We start from the raw sequence: 20,464 nt of genomic DNA, 5'->3' as shown, positions 1-20,464 counted from the left end.
TCAGGAACTGCGCGCCGACAGGCGATCCACCTGATAGAGCGAGGGGAACAGGCGTATCCACAGCACCACGATCAAGAGCGTGCCAATTCCGCCGATGAGTACCGCCGGCACGGCGCCGAACCAAGCGGCGGTGAGTCCGGATTCGAATTCACCCAACTGATTGGACGTGCCGATGAAGACCGAATTGACGGCCGAGACCCGGCCGCGCATGGCATCGGGCGTCTCCAGCTGGACGAAGGAGGAGCGCACCACCACGCTGATCATGTCGGCCGCACCCAGCACCGCCAGCGCCGCCAGCGAGAGCGGGAAGGACCGCGACAAACCAAAGACCATGGTGGCCAGCCCGAACACGCCCACCGCAATGAACATGGTCCTCCCTACCCTGCCGCCCAGCGGAAAACGTGCCAGCAGCAACGCCACGATCAAGGCACCGGCTGCCGGCGCGGAGCGCAAGAGACCCAGGCCGACCGCGCCGGTATGCAGGATGTCGTTGGCATAAACCGGCAGCAAGGCGGTCGCGCCGCCCAGCAGGACGGCGAACATATCCAGCGAGATGGCACCGAAAATGGCGGGCTTGCTGCGGATGAAGGCCAGCCCGGCAAATACCGACGAGAGGCTGGCCCCGGTCGGTTTGGCCGGCGCAGCTTCGGCAGGTGAAGCCTGCGCCGGACGCCGGATCAGCGACAGCAGCACACTGCATGAGACGAACAAGGCACAACTGCTGGCATACACCACGGCCGGCCCCGCCACGTAGAGAAAGCCGCCCAAGGCCGGACCGATGATGATGGCGAACTGGGTCGCCGACGCCGAACCCGCCGCGGCACCCGGCAAGGCCCTGGGTGACATCAGGCTGGGCAGCAGCGCCGACATGGTAGGTTTGGAAAAGGCCCGGCCGGCGCCGATGACGGCCACGATGGCGAAGATCATTTCCCGGTTGAGCCAGCCGCCCAGGCTGCCTGCTGCCAGCGTGGCGGCGGCCGCCGCCTCCACCAGCGCGCTCACGCGGGCCACGTTGCGGCGATCAAAGCGGTCGGCCACGTGGCCCACCACGAACACCAGGATCAGCGAAGGAATGAACTGCACCAGGCCCACGATGCCCAGGTCGAAGGCACTATGGGTGAGCTGGTAGACCTGCCAGCCGACCGCCACGATCTGCATCTGCAAGGCAATGGTGGAGGCCACGCTGGCGCACCAGAAGAGTTTGAAGGGAGTGTGATGGCGCAGGGGCTGCAGCGGCTCGGCGGCCTCATCAGGGTTGGTGCTAGGGGAAGTGGATGACATGTCTCGTGGATGGGAATACGGGCGTTCTGGCGTTGTGGAGTCCGGCCTGTGCGTACAAGTGCCGGCCCTGGCGCGAGCGGTTCTGGTGCCGCTGCGGCCCTGCCCTGCAAGCCAGGACGGGCGCCGCTATACTACCCGATCCCGCGCCAGCCGGCAGGACCCGCACCTGCCTGCGCATCACAAGGAGAACTCCATGCAGTATCGCCAACTCGGCCGCACCGGCCTCAAGGTCAGCCTCATCACGCTGGGTACCATGACCTGGGGCGAACAGAACAGCGAAGCCGATGCCCACTCGCAACTGGACTATGCCGTCGAGCGCGGCATCAACCTGATCGACGCCGCCGAAATGTATCCGGTCCCGCCCAAGGCGGAAACGCAAGGCCTGACCGAGCGCTACCTGGGCAGCTGGCTGAAGAAATCCGGCAAGCGCGACCAGTTGCTGATCGCCACCAAGTGCACCGGCCCGGCCCGCAAGCCGCACAACCCGCGCCACATCCGTGGCGGCATCAACGACCTCGACCGCAAGGGCTTGACCGATGCCCTGCATGGCAGCCTGGAGCGCCTGCAACTGGATCACGTGGACCTGTACCAGTTGCACTGGCCGGACCGCAGCGTCAACAGCTTCGGCCAGCTCGGCTACGAGCACGTGGAGGATGAAACCACGGTGCCCATCGAGGAAACCCTGACGGTGCTCTCCGAATTCGTGAAGGCCGGCAAGATCCGCACCATTGGCTTGTCCAACGAGACCGCCTGGGGCGTGGCGCAATTCCTGCGCGCAGCCGAACAGCACGGACTGGAGCGCATCGTCACCATCCAGAACCCGTACAACCTGCTCAACCGCAGCTTCGAAGTCAACCTGGCCGAATTCGCCCATCGCGAGCAGGTCGGCCTGCTGGCGTATTCGCCGCTGGCCTTCGGCATGCTCAGCGGCAAGTACCTGGACGGCGCGCGTCCGGCCGGTGGCCGCCTGACCCTGTTCGAACGCTTCGTGCGCTACACCAATCCGCAAGCCGAACGCGCCACCGCCGAGTACGTCGCCCTGGCCCGCCAGCACGGACTGGACCCGGCGCAGATGGCCCTGGCCTACGTCAACAGCCGCCGCTTCCTGACCTCCAACATCATCGGTGCAACCACGCTGGAACAACTGCGCAGCAACATCGACAGCGCCCAGGTGCAGCTGAGCGACGAGGTGCTGGCCGGGATCGAGGCGATTCATCGCAGGCAGCCCAATCCGGCACCCTGAGCAGGACCGGACAAGCAGTACAGGCAATAAAAAAACCGGCTGAGCCGGTTTTTTTAATCGGGGTGTGATGCGTGTAGCCGAGAGATCAGTCGCCGCTGCTTTCGGTGGCCACGGCGGCCTGTACCTGTTCTTCGCGGGCACCATAGCGGGCCGCCATGACGGCACAGACCATCAGCTGGATCTGGTGGAACAGCATCACCGGCAAGAGCACCATGCCGATGGCGCCACTGGAAAACAGCACCTTGGCCATGGGCACGCCCGAGGCCAGGCTCTTCTTTGAGCCGCAGAAGACGATGGTGATCTCGTCTTCCTTGTTGAAGCCCAGGCGGCGGCTGCCGAAGGTGGTGAAGCCCATGATGATGGCCAGCAGCACCGCATTGATGACCAGCAGCGCCAACAGCATCGTCACCGGCACCTGATGCCACAGGCCCTGCACCACGGCTTCGCTGAAGGCCACGTAGACCACCAGCAGGATGGAGCTCTGGTCGACGAACTTGAGCCAGGACTTGTTGCGCTCGACCCAGCGGCCGATGAAGGGACGCGCGATCTGGCCGGCCACGAAGGGCAGCAGCAACTGATAAACGATTTTCAGGATGGAATCGAGCGAGGAATGCCCGTCGCCATCATGGGCCACCACCAGCACGCCCACCAGCAGCGGCGTCAGGAAGATGCCCAGCAGGTTGGAGGCCGAGGCCGCGCAGATCGCCGCTGGCACATTGCCGCGCGCCACCGAGGTGAAGGCGATCGAGGATTGCACGGTAGAGGGCAGCACGCACAGGAACAGCAAGCCCAGGTACAGCTCGGGCGTGATGAATTGCAGCAGCAGCGGCTTCAAGGCCAGGCCTATCAGCGGGAACAGCGCAAAGGTGCACAGCAATACCGTCACATGCAGCTTCCAGTGCGTGAAGCCGGCGATCACTGCTTCGCGCGAGAGCTTGGCGCCATGCATGAAGAACAGCAGGCCGATCATGAAGGTGGTCAGGCCATCGAAGGCCTCGGCCACCTGGCCGGTACAGGGAAGGAAGGATGCGGTCAGCACGACGGCCAGCAGCATCAGGGTCATGTTATCGGGCAGGAAACGGGGACGGGCCATGGCGGTCGGATTGTTGTCGTGATCAGGTCGCCCGCACCGTGGACGCTGCGGGCAAACCGCCATTCTACGTGAGAGCAGCCCTGGCTTGCAGGGCAACCTCCCGGCGCGGGCGCTGCCTCAGGCCTTGCGCACGAATTCGGTCTTCAGGCCCATGGAGCCGAAACCGTCGATCTTGCAGTCGATGTCATGGTCGCCGTCGACCAGGCGGATGTTCTTGACCTTGGTGCCCATCTTGACCACGCCGCCACCCCCCTTGAGTTTCAGGTCCTTGATGACGGTAACGGTATCGCCGTCCTGCAGCACGTTGCCCGAGGCATCGCGCCAGACGCGGGCCTCTTCGGCGGGCGCGGCCTGGGCGCTCCATTCGTGGGCACATTCGGGGCAGACGTACTGGCCGCCGTCCTCATAGGTGAATTCGGACTGGCATTGGGGACAGGCGGGCAAGGTGCTCATGAAAACTCCGGCAATTGGCTTGAAAAGGCAGCGATTGTACTGCTTCAGAGCCTAACTGCGCTATAAATCCAAGCCCTGCCAATCAAATAAAGCGCAAATAAAAGCGGCAGGCTTGCTAGCAAACCTGCCGCTTTCCTTCATGGGACAGGGGCAAAAACGTCCTTACCAGCCCCAGAACATCAGCCACCAGGCCGTATTCACCAGCGCCAGACCGCCCATCAAGGGCAGCATGGCCAGTACCTGCTGCAGCCAATGAGTGGCGTGGCGTGCCACCACCTTCCAGCACAGCCACAGGCTCCACAGGGTCATGGCACCGAGCAAGGCGGCTCGCACGTCGTTGGCCCAGTACACCGGCCAGTGCTCGGCGCGCAAGAGGCTGATGGTAGTGGCCGAGAGACCGACGAAGACGCCGCAGCCCGCCAGCGGGATCAGGGCCTGCACCAGGTGGTTGAAGCGGCTCCACTCCCACTTGCCCAGCAGGCGCGTGGCCAGGCCGAACATCAGCGCCACGCCGGTGCCCAGCACCAGGCCGGTGGTGAGGATGTAGCCCACCACCATGGCACCATCGAGCCAGGTGAAGACGTCGCTTTGCTGCGGATAATTGGTCAGCAGCCACCACGGCGCCTGGGTGCCGAAGGGCCACATGATGTCGCGGTCGATCAGCCAGGTGGCGATGTCCTGCTTGATGGCGATGAACCAGGGACTCACCGTCCAATGGAAGGCACCAATGGCGATGCCCAGCAGGCCATAGAGCACCAGGGCGCTTTCCCAGAGGTTGTTCTGGGTCTTGCCGAACTGCACCACCTCCACCGCTGGCGGACGGAAGCTCAAGGCGATGGCATCACGGTGCCCGCTGCAACGGCCGCACATATGGCAGTCGGAAGCACCCTTCATATTGCGCAGGGGGACCAGCGGTGCGCAGTTGATGGGAATGATCTTGTGTTCGGGATGGTAGGAGGCGCGCCATGCGTCTTCATTCACCTTGTAGTGAACCGGCGCCAGTTTGGCCAGCAGGCCGAAGACGCCATTGACCGGGCACAGGTACTTGCACCACACGCGCTTGTCGCGCCCATAGAGGTAGCCGATGATCATGGCGCCGACGGTGGAGCCACCCAGCACCAGCAGCACGGCCTTGGGATACTGATAAACGCTGACCATCTGGCCATAGACGGTGGTCAGGGCGAAGGCCACGAAGGGCCAGCCGCCCCAGCGCACCCATTTGGGGATGGCGCGTCCGCGTCCATGGCGGCTGGCGAATTCGGTGAGCGCGCCTTCCGGACACAGCACGCCACACCACACGCGGCCCATCAAGACCATGCTCACCAGCACGAAAGGCCACCAGATGCCCCAGAAGGCGAACTGGGCGATCAGGGTGAGGTTGGACCAGAGATGGGCGGTCTCGTCAGGCAGCGGGAGGAACACCGGGACCAGGATCAGCAACGCGTAGACGGCTACCACGATCCATTGCAGGCCTCGGATGAATGCGCCATGGCGGCGCATCCAGTCTCCGGTACGCGTGAGCAGAGTCGGCGATTGCGTACAGGTCGTCATCGGGCTTCAGGCTGCTTCTTGCCTTTTGCCCTGGGGCGCAGGCTTGGGTTTTCGATAAAGGGCCGAGCATACCACAGCCCAGTAGAGGACATAGACGATCACCGACAGCAGCGCCGGACGGGCACGGTAGCCCGTCAGGGTGGATACCAGGCTGCCCAGCGTGGACGAATCATCCAGCAGGGCCGAGGTATCCCAGAGCTGGCCGGTCAGGGTCATGGTCCAGTTGGCCGAGGCCAGCATGTCGGAGCTTTCCAGCAGCACGTCGAAGAGCTTTTCCACGCCCGTCACCAGGAGACCCGCCGCCAGCAGCAGCAGGATCACCTCGGTGACCTGGAAGAAACGGCGCCAGGAGAAGATCTTGCCGCCAAGTTGCAGGAGGTAGAAGGTCAGGAAGGCCAGGCCAAACCCGATCGCCCCGGCCAGCACCAGCGAAGCCGTGCTGGCGTCCTGCTGGCCCAGGCCGATGCCGTAGAGGAACACCGCCGTCTCGCTGCCTTCGCGGGCGATGGCCAGCATCACCAGCACGAACACGCCCCACCAGTTGCCGCTTTCATAGCTGGACTGCATGGAGCTTTCCATTTCCTTCTTGAGGGTACGGCCATGCTTGCGCATCCAGAACACCATCTGCACGATCAGCACCGCGGCAATCAACACGATGGCGATCTGGAAGTAGGTCTGGGCGTCACCCGAGAGCAGTTCCGAAAAGCCCAGCAGGGCTGCGCCCAGGGCTGCCGCCAGCACCACCCCGGCGACCACGCCGCCCCACAGGTAGGGGATGCCGCGCCGCGCGCCGGCGTCGCCATTCTTCAGCCAGGCATACAGAATCCCGACCACCAGAAGCGCCTCGACGCTTTCGCGCCAGACGATGAACATGACCTGTCCCATGAAACCCTTCCCTTCCTGAAAACCTGAACTTCCCTGTCGCCTGCGTGTGCCGCGTCTTACTTGGCGACAATCACGCCTTGCGGCATGTTGAGGTGGAAGTCATCGAAAAACTTGTATTCGCCCGGACGCAACGGGGCGATCACCACGAAGGACTGCGCACCCGGTGCCAGTACCTTTTCCTTGCGCAGTTCGACGCTTTCGAACTCGGCGGCGGACTTGCCGATGTTGTGCACTTCGATCTTGATGCGCTGCCCGGCCGGCACTTCGATGCGCGGCGGGATCAGCTTGCCATCCTGCATCTCCAGCTTGAAGGTCGGCAGGTCGGAGGCCTGCGCGCCCACGCCCGCCATGGCCAGGGCTGCCAACGACAAGCAGGACAGGCAGATCAGTCGAACGATTCTTGCGATCATGAAGACTCCGGAACTCTGAAAACGGTGAAGCCGGCCCGCCATGGTGGCGTAGGCCGGCGTCGTAATACGGGCTTGCGGCCTGGATCAGGCGATCCAGGAACCGGCTTAGTAGCCGCCCTTCTTGCCGATGCCGGCGAAGGTGAAGTCGTAGTTCAGTTCGAAGGTCTTGAACCACGGGCCGACGCCGGTTTCCTTGTCGACGTGGCGGCCAAAGTGGGCGTGTTCATTGGCCTGCGGGGAGGAGATGATCAGCTTCAGCTTGTACTTGCCAGGGCCTTCGAGCTTGACGTTATCGCCATAGTGCGGACCGTCGTTGGCGACCATGGGCATCATGTCGCCCTTGATGGACTTGGTGGAACCGACCTTGGTCAGTTCGTACTTGATGACCAGGTAGGGCATCCAGTCGCCTTCGGCGAAACCATTGGGGTTCTTGGCCACGGCGTGGATGTCGGCTTCGAGGTGGATGTCGGATTCTTCGGCCTTGCGCATCATGCCGTCCGGCTCCATCTTGACGGGCTGCAAGTAGACGGCGCTGACTTCAATACCGTTCTGGATCTGCGGTTTGCCGATGGGGTACTCGGCAGCCGAGGCGGCGCCGGCGAAGGTCAGGCTCAGCGCTGCGGCCACAGCCAGTTTCTTGAAACCGATCATTGCATATTCTCCTGGTGGTCAAATGATAATGATTAGCATTAAGTATATCACCCTTTGGGACAACTGATGCCCGCCCTTTGGTGCAATCATTCACAACAATGCTGACCGGATAGGTAGAAACATGCAGAAATAAAAAACGCCCGGTGAAAACCGGGCGCTGCAGGTAGGCGGCAAGGCTTGCCGCAGGCGGCCGCCAGCGGCCCGCCCAGGCGATCAGAACTCCGCCATCTCGGCCACCTGGTGCACTGCCACGGTGGCCGGCACTTGGACGCGGCTGGCAGCAGGCTTCACTTCCACGCTGCGCAAGCTCGCCCCGGCGCGTCCCTCCAGCTGGAACACCGCCACCACGCTCTCCAGCTTCTCGGCCTGCACCTGCAGGGCCTGGGCTGCTGCGGCGGCCTCTTCCACCAGCGCGGCGTTCTGCTGGGTGCCCTGGTCCATCTGGGCGATGGCCTGGTTGACCTGGGTGATGCCGGCGCTCTGCTCCTCGCTGGCATCGGCGATGTTGCCCACGATCTGGGTCACCAACTGGACGCTATCGACGATATTGCTCATGGTAGAGCCGGCCTGTTCGACCAGCCTGCTGCCACTATCGACCTTATCGACCGAATCATCGATCAGTTCCTTGATTTCCTTGGCGGCGGCGGCCGAGCGCTGGGCCAGCGAACGTACTTCCGAGGCCACCACGGCAAAGCCGCGCCCCTGCTCGCCGGCACGGGCCGCTTCCACGGCGGCATTCAGGGCCAGGATGTTGGTCTGGAAGGCAATGCCATCGATGACCGCGATGATGTCCACGATCTTGCGCGAAGAGGCATTGATGGAGTTCATCGTATCGACCACCTGGCGCACCACGCTGCCACCCTGCGAGGCGATGTGCGAGGCCGATTGCGCCAGTTCATTGGCCTGGCGCGCGTTCTGGGTGTTCTGCAGGACCACCGAGGTCAGTTCTTCCAGGCTGGAAGCGCTTTCTTCCAGGGCGGCGGCCTGCTGCTCGGTGCGCGCCGACAGGTCGGCGTTGCCGGCGGCGATCTGGCGGGCGGCCACGGTTACCGAATCCGTGGAGCTGCGGGTGGTCGCCACCACCTCGACGATGCGGGCCAGCAGCTTGTTGAAAGCGGCGGCGGTACGGCCAATTTCATCCATGCGCTCCACCGGCACCGGGCGCGACAGATCCAGCGTCTGGCTGACGTGTTCGAAGGTCTGCTGGATGTTGCCGAGGCTGCGCGTGACGCTGCGCAGCGTGCGGATCCCCAGCACCGCCGTCAGCAGCACCGCCACCACGATGACCGCGATCATCGCGCGCAGGGCGAAGGCGTAGGCGTCGTCGCTCTCCTGCTTGATGGTGTCGATCATCTGGCGGCCGATCAGGATGTGATCCTCAAAGCCCTTCTTGGCAGCCGCAGCCGACAGCGCCAGGGGCGTACCGGCCTGGAGGGTAGCGCGCACGCCATCCATGTCATTGGCATAGGCAGCCGCGAAGAACGGCACCAGGGCCTTGCGGTAAGCCTCGATATTGGCCTTGTCGGCCTGGATCAGGGCACGGTCCTTGTCATCGAAAATCAGGTCGCGCTCATAGTGGGCGAATTCCCCATCCAGTGCCTTGTTGGAGGCATCGACCGCCTTCTGCAGCGCGGTCTTGTCGGGCAGGTTGGCAAACACCGACAGCCGATAGCCGGCCAGGCGCGAATCGGCCAGGTAGCCCTTGAGCAGGTTCAGGCTGTCCATGCCGGGGATGATGCGGTTCTGGATCAGCTCCAGCCGCTGCTGGGCACGCTGCAATTGCCAGAGTCCGTCGGCGCCGACGAACAGCAGCGCCACCAGGGCTGTCGAGAGAGTGAGAATGAGGCGCTTGGTAATGGTCATGATGGAAAATTCACCGAGGGAAAAGAAGCGCACCGCAGCGCGCGGGTTCAGCCAAAGAACTGGAAAACAAGATGAAGAAACAGGCCCGTTGAGCCGGCCGCTGAATCACGCCGCCAGCGGCGCCTCCTGCAGACCGGCCCCGAGCAGCTCGCCGTGCTGGCGACAGAAATCCACCCCGGCGCGATAGCCCACGCCGAACAACAGCTGCATGTTGGAAGCCGACCAGTCCAGCACCTGCGGCCAGTGATCCTGCGGCACGCCGGCCATCAGGTCGACCTTGAGCACCTGGCGCAAGGGCGCGCCCGTGGCGGGATCGCGATTGTGTTCCAGCTCGAAGAGGCGCTGCTCGGCCTGCGAAATCTTGACCAGGGGCGTGATGATCGAACGCACCCAGGCATCATAGAGATTGCGGGGCTTGCGGATGAGGCGGTCCTCGCCCAGGATATCCAGCACCACCAGGGTATCGACCTCCCCGGCCGGCGCCACGCCGGTGGCGGGATCGGCGATGAAGGGCGTGAAATTGAGAGTATCGAGGGCGGCCCCCTCGATGTAATGCTCGCCCTCGATCTCGGTGGGCGCATACAGGAAGGGGAAGGACAGCGAGGCCCGTACGTGCGCCGGGGTGATCTGATCCTTGCTCCAGATCTGCATGCGGTGGCGGTCGAGATTGTAGGCGTTGATGTAGAACTCGGGCGCCATGCGCGGCACCGCCGAAAAGTCGATGGACTGCTCCAGGAAAGGCAAATGGGCGCACAGACCCAGGCTGCCCGAATGCAGATCCGAGGGCGACAAGGCCGACATCATCAAATGCATCCAGTCATTCCACTTGGCCGATGCTTCAGCAAAGTGCTGGGTGAAGAGCGCCGCAAAGGGCGAAGCGGCCAGCCCCGGCAACTGCTGCATCTGCGCCAGCATGGACTCGCGATAGCTCTCGGCCTGGGCACCAGGCTTCTTGAACACCTTGTAATTGACCGGGAAAAGCTTGTAGATGCTGTCGGCCACCCCCACCTCGGCCCATTGCATCAACGCGTCCTGCGGCGAGGCATCGCGCGGTGCCGTGGCCAGCAGTCCCATGAGCACACCGGCACCGGACGCCGAGATGACGTCGAACTCCACCCCTTCGGCGAGAAATGCTGCCAATGCCCCGGCGATCAAGGTCGAATTGGGCGCCCCGCCCCCGATGACCAGCGCCTTTCTGTTGCGTCGTGGCGACCCCTTCATTGCACTCCCCTTGTTGACTTTGGCGGCGTTGCGCCGGATTTTGATGCGATGCAACAGCAGCCCCGCTGTCGTGGGAACAATGACTGCTCCGACGTGAAGCGTCTTTACATTGACTCGAATGATCAGAAATATAGCCGAGCGGCAACGTTGAAATGCTGCACTGCGAGATTTTATTCGCGCATATCTGGCATTCAGAAATTGAATGACGCCGCAGCGCTGCCGCCGAACGCGGCAAATGGACAAGATGGCAAGCACTCACGCTTGGTTTGTAATTATCACGTAAGCTCACTGCGCTATGGCGCTAGCACTTCAGGACCGCCTTCATACAGCGCCGACTCAGGCAGCACCGGGCTGGCAGGCGCATTCAGCAATGGATTTCTGCACCCTGCTATGTCAAACTTGCCGAAAACCAGAAATGCAACATTCAAAAAACAATACCCAGTTCCGCACATAACGCATGTCCCGCCCCAGCATATTGATGGTCGATCCCAGTCCTGAGTCGGTGGAACTGGCGCGCTTCAGCCTTTGGCGCAGCAAGCTGGAGTGCGACTTCGGCTGGTTCGAGGATGCGGAACGGGCCATGGAATCGCTCTTCAGTCCGCACGCACAGCACCATCCCGAGACCCTGCCCTGCCTGATCCTGCTGGAACCCCGCTTGCCGCGCATGGAAGGCGTGGATCTGTTGCACATGCTGCGCAGCCAGCCGCATACGCGCGCCCTGCCGGTCATCATGTTCGCCACCTCCTACGACGAGACCGATGCCAGGCGCTCGCGGGAAGCGGGCGCCAATGACTATCTGGTCAAGCCGGTGGATGCGCGCGAATTCATGCAACTGGTCAACCAGACCGTGAACCACTGGCTGGCAGCACAGCCGGGCTGACGCCGGGGCGCCAGCGCCGAGAGCTTCAGCTGAAGCATGATTGAAGTGAAGAAAACGGAAGCAGAAAAGACAAAAGGGCCCATCTTTCGATGGACCCTTTATATCTGGTGCGGCTGGCAGGAATCGAACCCACGACCCCTTGGTTCGTAGCCAAGTACTCTATCCAGCTGAGCTACAGCCGCGAAAAACAAAATTATAGCAGCATGTTTTGTCATTTGAATAGCCCCCTTGGCCTCTTTTTTTACTGAGGGAGCCATCTCGGCCGACAACACAGCTTCCCATTTTTCTGCCTGGTTCTTCATCAGCCCGTTTGCACGTGACAGATGACCCGGCTCTTCCGGGCGGCTATGATGAAGCCTTGTTCATATCGCCCTCCAACCACCCCTTCCATGTCCGCCCCGTCACCTTTCGATCCATCGCAAGCGCAGCGCATCCGCGAAGAAGAACGCACCCGCATCGCCCGCGACCTGCACGATGAACTGGGCGCACAACTGACCGGCATCGGGATGGCGCTGGGCCAACTACGCGAACAGCTGGCCCGGGAAAAACATCCCTGGCAGGCCCAGGCCGACTACGCCGGGCAATTGCTGCAGCAGGCCAGCGAAGGCATGGAGCGCATCATCGACGATCTGCATCCGGCCATCGTGGAGTTCGGGCTGGTCGATGCACTGACCTGGCAGTGCCGCCATTTCAGCCGCCAGAGCGGCCTGGACTGCAAACTGCAGTGCGACCCCGGGCTGCAAAGCGGCGATGAATTCGTGGTCCTGAGCCTGCTGCGCATCCTGCGCGAAGCCCTCAACAACGCGGCACGCCATGCCCATGCCCGCCGTATCGAGGTCCGCCTGTACACCGAAGGCGAGCGGCTGCACCTGAGCGTGGCCGACGATGGCAGCGGCTTCGATCCGGAGCGAGTACCCCGAGGTGGCAGGACCGGCCAGGGCCTGGCCAACATGCGCCAACGCGCGCAGGCACTGGGCGGCAGCCTGGTGCTGGCGCCGCGCCCGGGCGGCGGCACGGTGGTGCGGGTGGACATGCCTGTCGCACACTGAACGAACACTATAGAATACGCCCTCGCCCGGCCGGTCCATCAGCCCGGGCGTGAAGACCTGAAGCACGCCAGTCCAGAGGAGTTTCGCAGTCCACCCATGAGCAAGAAAGCCACCGCCGCCATCAAAGTGCTGATCGCTGATGACCACGCCATCGTGCGTGAAGGCCTGCGCCAGATCTGCGCCGGCAGCAAGGATATCGTCGTGGCCGGCAATGCCGCCAATGGACTGGAAGCCATCAAGCTGGCCCGCGAAGGCAACGGCGACGTCATGCTGCTGGACATCGTGCTGCCCGACCGCAGCGGCATCGACATTCTCAAGCAGATCCGCAAGGAACAGCCGGACCTGCCGGTGCTGATCCTGTCCATCCACCGCGAAGACCAGTACGCCATCCGCTCGCTCAAGGCGGGCGCAGCCGGCTTCCTCAACAAGCAGGCCAGTCCGGGCGAACTGCTGGCGGCGATCCGCCAGGCCGCCGCCGGCCGCAAGTACGTCAGCCCCTCGCTAGCGCAGGAGCTGGCCAACCAGATCGGCTTCGACCACGACACGCCCCTGCATGAAACCCTCTCGGACCGCGAATACCAGACCATGGTCATGATCGCCTCCGGCAAGACCGTCAGCGACATCGCCGCCGAGCTGCTGCTGTCGGTCAAGACCATCAGCATGTATCGCTCGCGGGTGCTGACCAAGATGAAGATGCGCCACAACGCCGAGCTGACCCACTACGCACTCAAGAACAACCTCGTGGAATAAGCCCGCGGCCCAGGCAGCGGACCGGAAAACCTGGATTTCTTGCTGAAAAGGGGGTTTTCTCCTCCTATTAAATGCATCCAGAAAACAGGCGCTGACGTACAATTCGTTGTCATTTTGCTTCTCCCCACCGGGAGACCGGCAACGGATCCGGCTGCAGGGGGGGGAGACCAGGCCGTGTCTGGCGCGATGATGACGGTAGCGGGCGCATTCAAGCCGTACCTGCCTGCGCCGATACCGTCAGCAGTTCCCCGTGGCACACCGAGAACCACACCAACAATACAGTCAGCCGGCATGTCCAAGAAACCGACCTCGCTCACGCCTGTCGAGATTGCCCGAGAAGCTTTCCAGCGGCTCGGGGCGCGGCGCATTTCGCCCACCCCGGATGCCTACCGCACTGCGTATGAAGAGATCCAGGGCGGGTCGCCGGGCGTGAACGCCGAGTCGGTCCTGGGCGCTTTCGCCACCAAGCTCTCGCGCCAGCCGGGCGAAAACGGCTTGCTGGGCACACGCCTGGTCCGTGCGCGCGAGAATGGTGACTGGCCCGAATTCGAGCGCCAGCTGATCGAATTTGCCGACGCCAACTGGCAAAGCCGCCCCATCGTGCCGCCCAAGCCCGTCGTGCCCCACGGCGAGCTGGTCCCGATCGACCTGGAACGCCAGTTCATCCGCGATAGCGTCAAAGAGAAGATGCTGCGCGAAATGCTGGCCCGTATCCTGGTCTTCAACCTGCCCTCGCTGCTCTCGACCGCACCGGAACTGGCCACCGAATCGCGCAACAGCGGCCAGGATCTGAAGATGGCATTTTCCGAGCAGGCGATGAACGACATCATCACCCGCGTCAAGCAACTGAGCTTCCAGATCGAGCTCAAGACCGACGACATGGCCCAGCAGCAGGAATTGCTGATGCGCCTGTTCCAGCTGCTGCTGGAAAACATCAATGGCTTGCTGGAACAGGGCTCCTGGCTGTCGAGCCAGATCGAGACGGTGCAAAGCCTGATCGCGGGTCCGCTGAGCAGCACTTCGCTGGCCGATGCCACCAAGAACCTCAAGGAAGTGATCTACAAGCAGGGCTTGCTGAAGAACACCCTGTCCGAGGAAAAGGTGGTGGTCAAGAACATGATGCTGACCTTCGTGGACCGGCTCTCGGCCATGGTCTCCACCACCGACAACTACCAGCGCACCATTCGCGGCTTCTCGCAGCAGATCAGCCAGGCCGGCAACATCGCCGACCTCAACAGCGTGCTCAGCGAGATCATGACCGAGACGCAGAAGGCCCAGGAAGAAGCCACCCGCTCGCGCGACGCCATGGAAGATGCGCGCCAGGAAGTGGAAAAGGCCGAGGACCGCATCCAGGCGCTGGAGCAGCAATTGCTGCAGATGGGTGAACTGGTGCGCGAGGACCAGTTGACGGGCAGCCTGAACCGGCGCGGCATGGACGAATCGCTGGACCGCGAGATCGCCAACGCGCTGCGCCGCGAAACACCGCTGTGCGTGGCCTTGCTGGACCTGGATGATTTCAAGCGCATCAACGATACCCACGGCCACGCCACCGGCGACGAAGTGCTGGTCCACCTGGTCCAGGTGATCCGCGAAACCCTGCGCCGCCTGGATGTGATCGCCCGCTTCGGCGGCGAGGAGTTCGTGGTCCTCATGCCCGAGACCGAGCCCCAGGATGCGGTGCAGATCATCACCCGCGTGCAGCGCGAGCTGACCAAGCGCATCTTCATGCATGAAAGCCAGCGCCTGCTCATCACCTTCAGCGCCGGGCTGGCGCTGTATCACCCGGGCGAGTCGCAGGCCGAGGTGCTCAAACGCGCCGACGTGGCACTGTACAAGGCCAAGAACGCCGGCAAGAACCGCATCGTCTTTGCCGAGCCGCCTCCGGCCGCGCCGCCGGACGCTTGAGCTGGGTCAGGCTGCTCCGGCGTTGCCCCGGGTGCGTCGCCAGCTGCGCCAGCCGGCCGCCGCCATCACCACGAACAATGCATAGAGGATGGCAGTAAGCATCAGGTGCTTGTACAGATACAAGCCCACGTAGAGCACATCGACTGCCATCCACACCAGCCAGTTTTCCAGCTTCTTGCGCGAGAGCAGGAATTGCCCGACCAGGCTGCCTGCGGTCAGGAAGCCATCCATGTGCGGCACGTCCGTGTCGGTATAGTGCCGCAGGAACCAGGACAGCACCGCCCACCCCGCCAGCCAGACCAGGGCCATCAGCCACCAGCCACGCGCGGCCAGGGTGGAGACCTGAAGCGGCCGGTGCTGCTCGCCGCCGCGCAGCCACTGGTACCAGCCCCACACCGAGACCGCCACGAAGACGAACTGCAGGCCGGCATCGCCATACAGGCGGGCATCGGCAAACACGGCCGCATACAGCAGGGAAGACAGGATGGAAAAGAGCCACGCCCAATGGTTCTGGGCGATATTGAGCCAGACCGTGATGACGGCCAGCGCGAAGGAGACCAGCTCCAGGGGCGTCGTGGTCAGGCCAAACCAGTTCAGCGGGGTATCAAGACTCATGCAGCCACAGGCAGATTGGACAGGGAAGTGACGCGTCAGCGGCTGGCGACGTGACTGGACGCAGCCGGCGCATTGGCGGGAACGGAGACACTGCCAGGCTGCCCGGAACCGGGCATGTAGGGATTGGGATTGACGGCAGAGGCAGGCTTGCCGGAACTGCCATCGAGCAGCTGGATGAACACTTCGTTCTGCTTGATCATGCCCAGCTCGAAACGCGCACGCTCTTCCACCGCCCCCTTGGACTGCTTCAGGTCGTCCACTTCAGAGGCCAGCTTGGCGTTGCGTTCCTTGAGTTCGTCATTCTTCTTGTGCGCCAGTTGTACCTGGCGGTCGAGCTCCCAGACCTTGAACCAGCCGCCCTTGCCCAGCCAGAGCGGATACTGGATCACGACCAGCAGGAAGGACAGGCAAAGGATGATCAGGCGCATAGCCGGGAGCTCTCAATGCGGCGCCTGCCTTTGGGGTGGGCGCCGCAAGCTTCTTACTTCAGGTTGTAGAACGCAGCGCGGCCGGGATAGCTGGCGATGTCGCCCAGGTCTTCTTCGATACGCAGCAGCTGGTTGTACTTGGCCATGCGGTCCGAACGCGACATCGAGCCGGTCTTGATCTGCAGCGCGTTCATGCCAACAGCGATATCGGCGATGGTCGAGTCTTCGGTTTCGCCCGAACGGTGCGAGATCACGGCAGTGTAGCCGGCACGCTTGGCCATTTCGATGGCAGCGAAGGTCTCGGTCAGGGTGCCGATCTGGTTGATCTTGATCAGGATCGAGTTGGCGATGCCCTTGTCGATGCCTTCCTTCAGGATCTTGGTGTTGGTGACGAACAGGTCGTCACCCACCAGCTGGACCTTCTTGCCCAGGGTTTCGGTCAGCAGCTTCCAGCCGGCCCAGTCGTTCTCGGCCATGCCGTCTTCGATGCTGATGATGGGGTACTTGTCGCACCAGGAAGCCAGCAGACCCGTCTTCTGGGCCGGGGTCAGCACCATGTTTTCACCGGCCAGGTGGTAGTTGCCGTCCTTGTAGTATTCGGAGGCAGCGCAGTCCAGGCCCAGGGCAACTTGCGTACCCGGCTCGTAACCGGCCTTCTCGATGGCTTCGATGATCAGCTTGATGGCTTCTTCGTGGCTGGAGACGTTGGGGGCGAAGCCGCCTTCGTCACCGACCGAAGTGGCCAGGCCGCGATCGTGCAGGATCTTCTTCAGGGTGTGGAACACCTCGGCGCCGTAGCGCAGGGCTTCACGGAAGCTCGGTGCGCCCACCGGGATGATCATGAATTCCTGGATGTCCAGGTTGTTGTCGGCATGGGCGCCGCCGTTGATGACGTTCATCATCGGCACCGGCATCTGCATGGAACCGCTGCCGCCGAAGTAGCGATACAGCGGCAGGCCCGATTCTTCAGCGGCAGCCTTGGCCACGGCCATCGAGACGGCCAGCATGGCGTTGGCGCCCAGGCGGCTCTTGTTCTCGGTGCCGTCCAGGTCGATCAGGGTGCGGTCCAGGAAGGCTTGCTCATTGGCGTCCAGGCCCATGATGGCTTCCGAGATCTCGGTGTTGATGTTTTCGCAGGCTTGCAGCACCCCCTTGCCGAAGTAGCGGCTCTTGTCGCCGTCACGCAGTTCGATCGCTTCGCGCGAACCGGTGGATGCGCCCGAAGGCACGGCAGCGCGGCCCAGTACGCCCGATTCCAGCAGCACGTCGCATTCGACGGTGGGATTGCCGCGCGAATCGATCACTTCGCGGCCGATAATATCAACGATTGCACTCATTCCAGATCTCCATCAGGTTTTAAAAATGGTGGGCGGGTGCAGGCCCGGTGGCCGGGGCGCCCATGTTGAAACGGCCGCCCGACGGCAGCCGTTTCATGCACCTGGCCGGCAGATTATGCCTGGCCCTTCAACGCCGCATGATGCGCCAGTGCCGCGCGGATGTACGAAATGAACAGCGGATGGCCGTCACGCGGAGTGGACTTGAACTCCGGGTGGTACTGCACACCGATGTAGAACGGGTGGGCGTTCTCGCCGGTACGCGGCAGTTCCATGATTTCGCACAGGTCTTCGCTCGGGGTACGGGCCGAGACGATCATGCCCGCCTCTTCCACACGGCCGAGGTAGAAGTTGTTGGCTTCATAGCGATGGCGGTGACGTTCGGTCACGCTGTCGCCGTAGATTTCGGCAGCCAGGGTACCCGGCTTGACCGCACAGGTCTGCGCACCCAGGCGCATGGTGCCGCCCAGGTCGGAGTTGGCATCGCGGCGCTCGACCTTGCCGTCATGGTTCTGCCATTCATCGATCAGGGCGACCACCGGTTGCTCGGTATCCGGATCGAACTCGGTCGAATTGGCCTTGGACAGGCCGGCCTTGTTGCGCGCATATTCCAGCAGCGCCACTTGCATGCCCAGGCAGATGCCCAGGTAAGGAACCTTGTTTTCGCGGGCATAGCGGGCGGCGGCGATCTTGCCTTCCACGCCGCGCTTGCCGAAACCACCCGGCACCAGAATGGCATCGTACTTGGCCAGGCTGTCGGTGCCGTTGGCTTCGATCTCTTCCGAATCCAGGTATTCGATATTGACGCGGCTGCCGGTGTGGATGCCGGCGTGGCGCAGCGCTTCGGTGAGCGACTTGTAGGATTCGGTCAGGTCGACATACTTGCCGACCATGCCGATGGTGACTTCATGCGACGGGTTGTTTTGCGCGTCGATCAGCTTGTCCCACATCGACAGGTCGGCCGGCTTGGGCGAGAGGCCCAGCTTTTCGCAGATGATGGTGTCCAGGCCCTGGTCGTGCAGCATCTGCGGGATCTTGTAGATGGTGTCGGCATCCCACACCGAGATGACGGCATCGGCGGCGACGTTGGAGAACAGCGAGATCTTGTCGCGTTCGTCGTCAGGAATGCGGCGGTCGGCACGGCACAAGAGCGCGTCGGGCAAGATGCCGATCTCGCGCAGCTTCTGCACGCTGTGCTGGGTGGGCTTGGTCTTGAGTTCGCCAGCCGAGGCTAGGTAGGGCACCAGGGTCAGGTGCACGAAGGCGGTGGCGTTGCGGCCGGAGCGCAGGCTCAACTGGCGCGCGGCTTCCAGGAAGGGCAGCGACTCGATGTCGCCGACGGTGCCGCCGATTTCCACCAGCGCCACTTCAAAGCCTTCGGCGCCGCGATGGATGAATTCCTGGATCTCGTTGGTGATGTGCGGGATGACCTGGACGGTCTTGCCCAGGTATTCGCCACGGCGTTCCTTGCGGATCACCGATTCATACACCTGGCCGGTGGTGAAATTGTTCACCTTCTTCATCTTGGCCGAAATGAAGCGCTCGTAGTGGCCCAGGTCCAGGTCGGTCTCGGCGCCGTCGTCGGTGACGAACACTTCACCGTGCTGCAACGGGCTCATCGTGCCGGGGTCGACGTTGATGTAGGGATCGAGCTTGAGGAGGGTGACTTTGAGGCCGCGCGATTCGAGGATCGCAGCTAGGGACGCGGCGGCAATCCCTTTACCGAGGGAAGACACGACGCCGCCAGTGACAAATACAAACTTGGTCATTACAGATGAGTGCCGAACGGCACATGCGGGAAATTCAAATTATACCCCAAAATGCGCTCGTTTTTTAAGACTCCCTGCGATAAGTGTCTGTACGTCGACAAACTTGCAGCAGGAAAACATGCACGCTCCGGGCGCTTGCCTCTTGACCATCGGCCAAGAAGATTGGTTCAGCGCCCTCACCGTCAAACCGCCTGCACCCTGCCCTGCAACAGCTGCACGATCATGTCGTGCGTGGCCTGGGCCGCCTCCACGGGCGACTCCATCGGGAACAGGTGGCCGCCCGCAATCTGGCGGAAATGCCGGCCGACCAGACGCCGGGTGGCGTCCAGTCCGGCCATGCGGCACTCCACCGAATCGATGCCGCCGACGAAGCCCACCGGCAAGGGATAAGGCTGGCGCGCCAGGCGGCCCAGATGATGGGGAATGGTGCGATAGACCTGGGTTTCGGTCTCGCGCGAGAAGCGCAGGCGCACCCCTCCACCGGGCTGGGCCACCAGCCCATGCTGCACGTAGTCGCGCAGCACCTGCTGCGGCCAGGCCGCGAACAAGGCCTTGGCGGCGTAGTGCTGGTAGGCCGCCTCCATGTCGGGCCAGGTATCCCGGCGGCGCGCCGAGGCCACCGAGGGCGAATGCCGGCTTTCAATCTTGAGCAGCTTGGCCAGCCGCAGAACATGTGCACGCCAGCCCGCCACGATGGGCGAATCCAGCAGCACCACGCAACGCACCAGCGCCGGGCGCTTGCGCGCAGCCATGAGCGCCAGGATGCCGCCCATGGAATGGCCGACCAGGATCACCGGCGCCGTATAACTGCGCTCCAGTTCCTCGCGCAGTTCGCGGGCCAGCGTACGCCAGCCGTCATCGACCGGAAAACGCGGATTGTGGGCATGGATCGGCAAGGCGCGTACATCATAATGGGCGCGCAACTGTTCGAAGAACATGCCGTAAGTCCCCGCCGGATAACTGTTGGCGTGGGCGAAATGAAGGATGGGAAGGCTCATGGACAGGCACAGGCTAGGCAATGGCGGCAGCATAGCAAAACGGCCAGCGCCGCGAGCGTGCTATTTTCCCGCATGGCGAAATGCG

Annotated in this window: 19 protein-coding genes and 1 tRNA gene; 5 read left to right on the top strand and 15 right to left on the bottom strand. The window is 63.0% G+C overall.

Annotated features, from left to right (window positions below; translation table 11 throughout):
• Complete coding sequence (locus ACVC5H_RS11290; RefSeq protein ID WP_489622378.1) at positions 1-1,281, bottom strand: MFS transporter; 1,281 nt, start codon at positions 1,279-1,281, stop codon at positions 1-3.
• 193 nt (positions 1,282-1,474) lie between these two features.
• Between ACVC5H_RS11290 and ACVC5H_RS11285 the strand changes: the two genes are divergently transcribed.
• Complete coding sequence (locus tag ACVC5H_RS11285) at positions 1,475-2,524, top strand: NADP(H)-dependent aldo-keto reductase (protein WP_489622377.1); 1,050 nt, start codon at positions 1,475-1,477, stop codon at positions 2,522-2,524.
• A gap of 85 nt (positions 2,525-2,609) precedes the next feature.
• Here ACVC5H_RS11285 and ACVC5H_RS11280 read toward each other — a convergent pair whose 3' ends face one another.
• The 8 genes from ACVC5H_RS11280 to ACVC5H_RS11245 form a co-directional block, all read right to left on the bottom strand.
• Complete coding sequence (locus ACVC5H_RS11280; protein ID WP_489622376.1) at positions 2,610-3,617, bottom strand: bile acid:sodium symporter family protein; 1,008 nt, start codon at positions 3,615-3,617, stop codon at positions 2,610-2,612.
• A gap of 117 nt (positions 3,618-3,734) precedes the next feature.
• The gene (locus ACVC5H_RS11275) at positions 3,735-4,070 is read right to left on the bottom strand and encodes a zinc ribbon domain-containing protein YjdM (RefSeq protein WP_338715301.1); all 336 of its coding nucleotides are present in this window, start codon (positions 4,068-4,070) and stop codon (positions 3,735-3,737) included.
• Positions 4,071-4,232: 162 nt separating this feature from the next.
• Positions 4,233-5,570 (bottom strand): 4Fe-4S binding protein, encoded by a 1,338-nt coding sequence (locus ACVC5H_RS11270; protein WP_489622685.1) that lies wholly within the window; start codon positions 5,568-5,570, stop codon positions 4,233-4,235.
• Between the two features lie 57 nt (positions 5,571-5,627).
• The gene (locus ACVC5H_RS11265; protein ID WP_489622375.1) at positions 5,628-6,506 is read right to left on the bottom strand and encodes an FTR1 family iron permease; all 879 of its coding nucleotides are present in this window, start codon (positions 6,504-6,506) and stop codon (positions 5,628-5,630) included.
• A 56-nt stretch (positions 6,507-6,562) separates the two neighbouring features.
• The gene (locus ACVC5H_RS11260; protein ID WP_489622374.1) at positions 6,563-6,916 is read right to left on the bottom strand and encodes a cupredoxin domain-containing protein; all 354 of its coding nucleotides are present in this window, start codon (positions 6,914-6,916) and stop codon (positions 6,563-6,565) included.
• A gap of 105 nt (positions 6,917-7,021) precedes the next feature.
• Positions 7,022-7,567: an iron transporter gene (locus ACVC5H_RS11255; RefSeq protein ID WP_489622373.1), complete on the bottom strand. Its 546-nt coding sequence runs from the start codon at positions 7,565-7,567 to the stop codon at positions 7,022-7,024.
• 213 nt (positions 7,568-7,780) lie between these two features.
• A complete protein-coding gene (locus tag ACVC5H_RS11250) occupies positions 7,781-9,430 on the bottom strand; it encodes a methyl-accepting chemotaxis protein (protein WP_489622372.1) in 1,650 nt (549 codons plus the stop codon).
• A gap of 105 nt (positions 9,431-9,535) precedes the next feature.
• Positions 9,536-10,651, bottom strand: coding sequence for a patatin-like phospholipase family protein (locus ACVC5H_RS11245; protein ID WP_489622371.1), 1,116 nt, complete (start codon positions 10,649-10,651; stop codon positions 9,536-9,538).
• A 457-nt stretch (positions 10,652-11,108) separates the two neighbouring features.
• On the opposite strand from ACVC5H_RS11245, the gene ACVC5H_RS11240 reads away from it, so the two are divergent.
• Positions 11,109-11,531 carry a response regulator gene (locus tag ACVC5H_RS11240; protein WP_489622370.1) on the top strand — a complete coding sequence of 141 codons (423 nt, stop codon included), beginning with the start codon at positions 11,109-11,111 and terminating at the stop codon, positions 11,529-11,531.
• A 105-nt stretch (positions 11,532-11,636) separates the two neighbouring features.
• Here ACVC5H_RS11240 and ACVC5H_RS11235 read toward each other — a convergent pair.
• Positions 11,637-11,713: transfer RNA gene (locus ACVC5H_RS11235), tRNA-Arg, on the bottom strand.
• Positions 11,714-11,920: 207 nt separating this feature from the next.
• Here ACVC5H_RS11235 and ACVC5H_RS11230 point away from each other — a divergent pair.
• From ACVC5H_RS11230 to ACVC5H_RS11220, 3 genes are all read left to right on the top strand, one after another.
• Positions 11,921-12,580 carry a sensor histidine kinase gene (locus ACVC5H_RS11230; protein ID WP_489622369.1) on the top strand — a complete coding sequence of 220 codons (660 nt, stop codon included), beginning with the start codon at positions 11,921-11,923 and terminating at the stop codon, positions 12,578-12,580.
• Between the two features lie 96 nt (positions 12,581-12,676).
• Positions 12,677-13,330: a response regulator gene (locus ACVC5H_RS11225; protein ID WP_489622368.1), complete on the top strand. Its 654-nt coding sequence runs from the start codon at positions 12,677-12,679 to the stop codon at positions 13,328-13,330.
• Positions 13,331-13,621: 291 nt separating this feature from the next.
• Positions 13,622-15,235: a GGDEF domain-containing protein gene (locus ACVC5H_RS11220; protein ID WP_489622367.1), complete on the top strand. Its 1,614-nt coding sequence runs from the start codon at positions 13,622-13,624 to the stop codon at positions 15,233-15,235.
• A 6-nt stretch (positions 15,236-15,241) separates the two neighbouring features.
• Here the strand turns inward: ACVC5H_RS11220 and pnuC are convergent, their stop codons facing one another.
• The 5 genes from pnuC to ACVC5H_RS11195 all read right to left on the bottom strand — a co-directional run bounded on the left by pnuC (position 15,242) and on the right by ACVC5H_RS11195 (position 20,379).
• On the bottom strand, positions 15,242-15,850 hold the full coding sequence (gene pnuC, locus ACVC5H_RS11215) for a nicotinamide riboside transporter PnuC (RefSeq protein WP_489622366.1): 609 nt from the start codon (positions 15,848-15,850) through the stop codon (positions 15,242-15,244).
• A gap of 35 nt (positions 15,851-15,885) precedes the next feature.
• Positions 15,886-16,278 (bottom strand): cell division protein FtsB, encoded by a 393-nt coding sequence (gene ftsB, locus ACVC5H_RS11210; RefSeq protein ID WP_489622365.1) that lies wholly within the window; start codon positions 16,276-16,278, stop codon positions 15,886-15,888.
• A gap of 53 nt (positions 16,279-16,331) precedes the next feature.
• Positions 16,332-17,615: a phosphopyruvate hydratase gene (gene eno / locus ACVC5H_RS11205; protein WP_017450249.1), complete on the bottom strand. Its 1,284-nt coding sequence runs from the start codon at positions 17,613-17,615 to the stop codon at positions 16,332-16,334.
• A 113-nt stretch (positions 17,616-17,728) separates the two neighbouring features.
• Complete coding sequence (gene pyrG / locus ACVC5H_RS11200; RefSeq protein ID WP_489622364.1) at positions 17,729-19,381, bottom strand: CTP synthase; 1,653 nt, start codon at positions 19,379-19,381, stop codon at positions 17,729-17,731.
• A 182-nt stretch (positions 19,382-19,563) separates the two neighbouring features.
• On the bottom strand, positions 19,564-20,379 hold the full coding sequence (locus ACVC5H_RS11195; RefSeq protein ID WP_489622363.1) for an alpha/beta fold hydrolase: 816 nt from the start codon (positions 20,377-20,379) through the stop codon (positions 19,564-19,566).
• Between the last annotated feature and the right edge of the window lie 85 nt (positions 20,380-20,464).

It is taken from the genome of Herbaspirillum sp. Her3, from assembly GCF_057961275.1.
The sequence above is the reverse complement of the archived record's forward strand: the minus strand, read 5'-3'. Positions and strand labels throughout refer to the sequence as shown.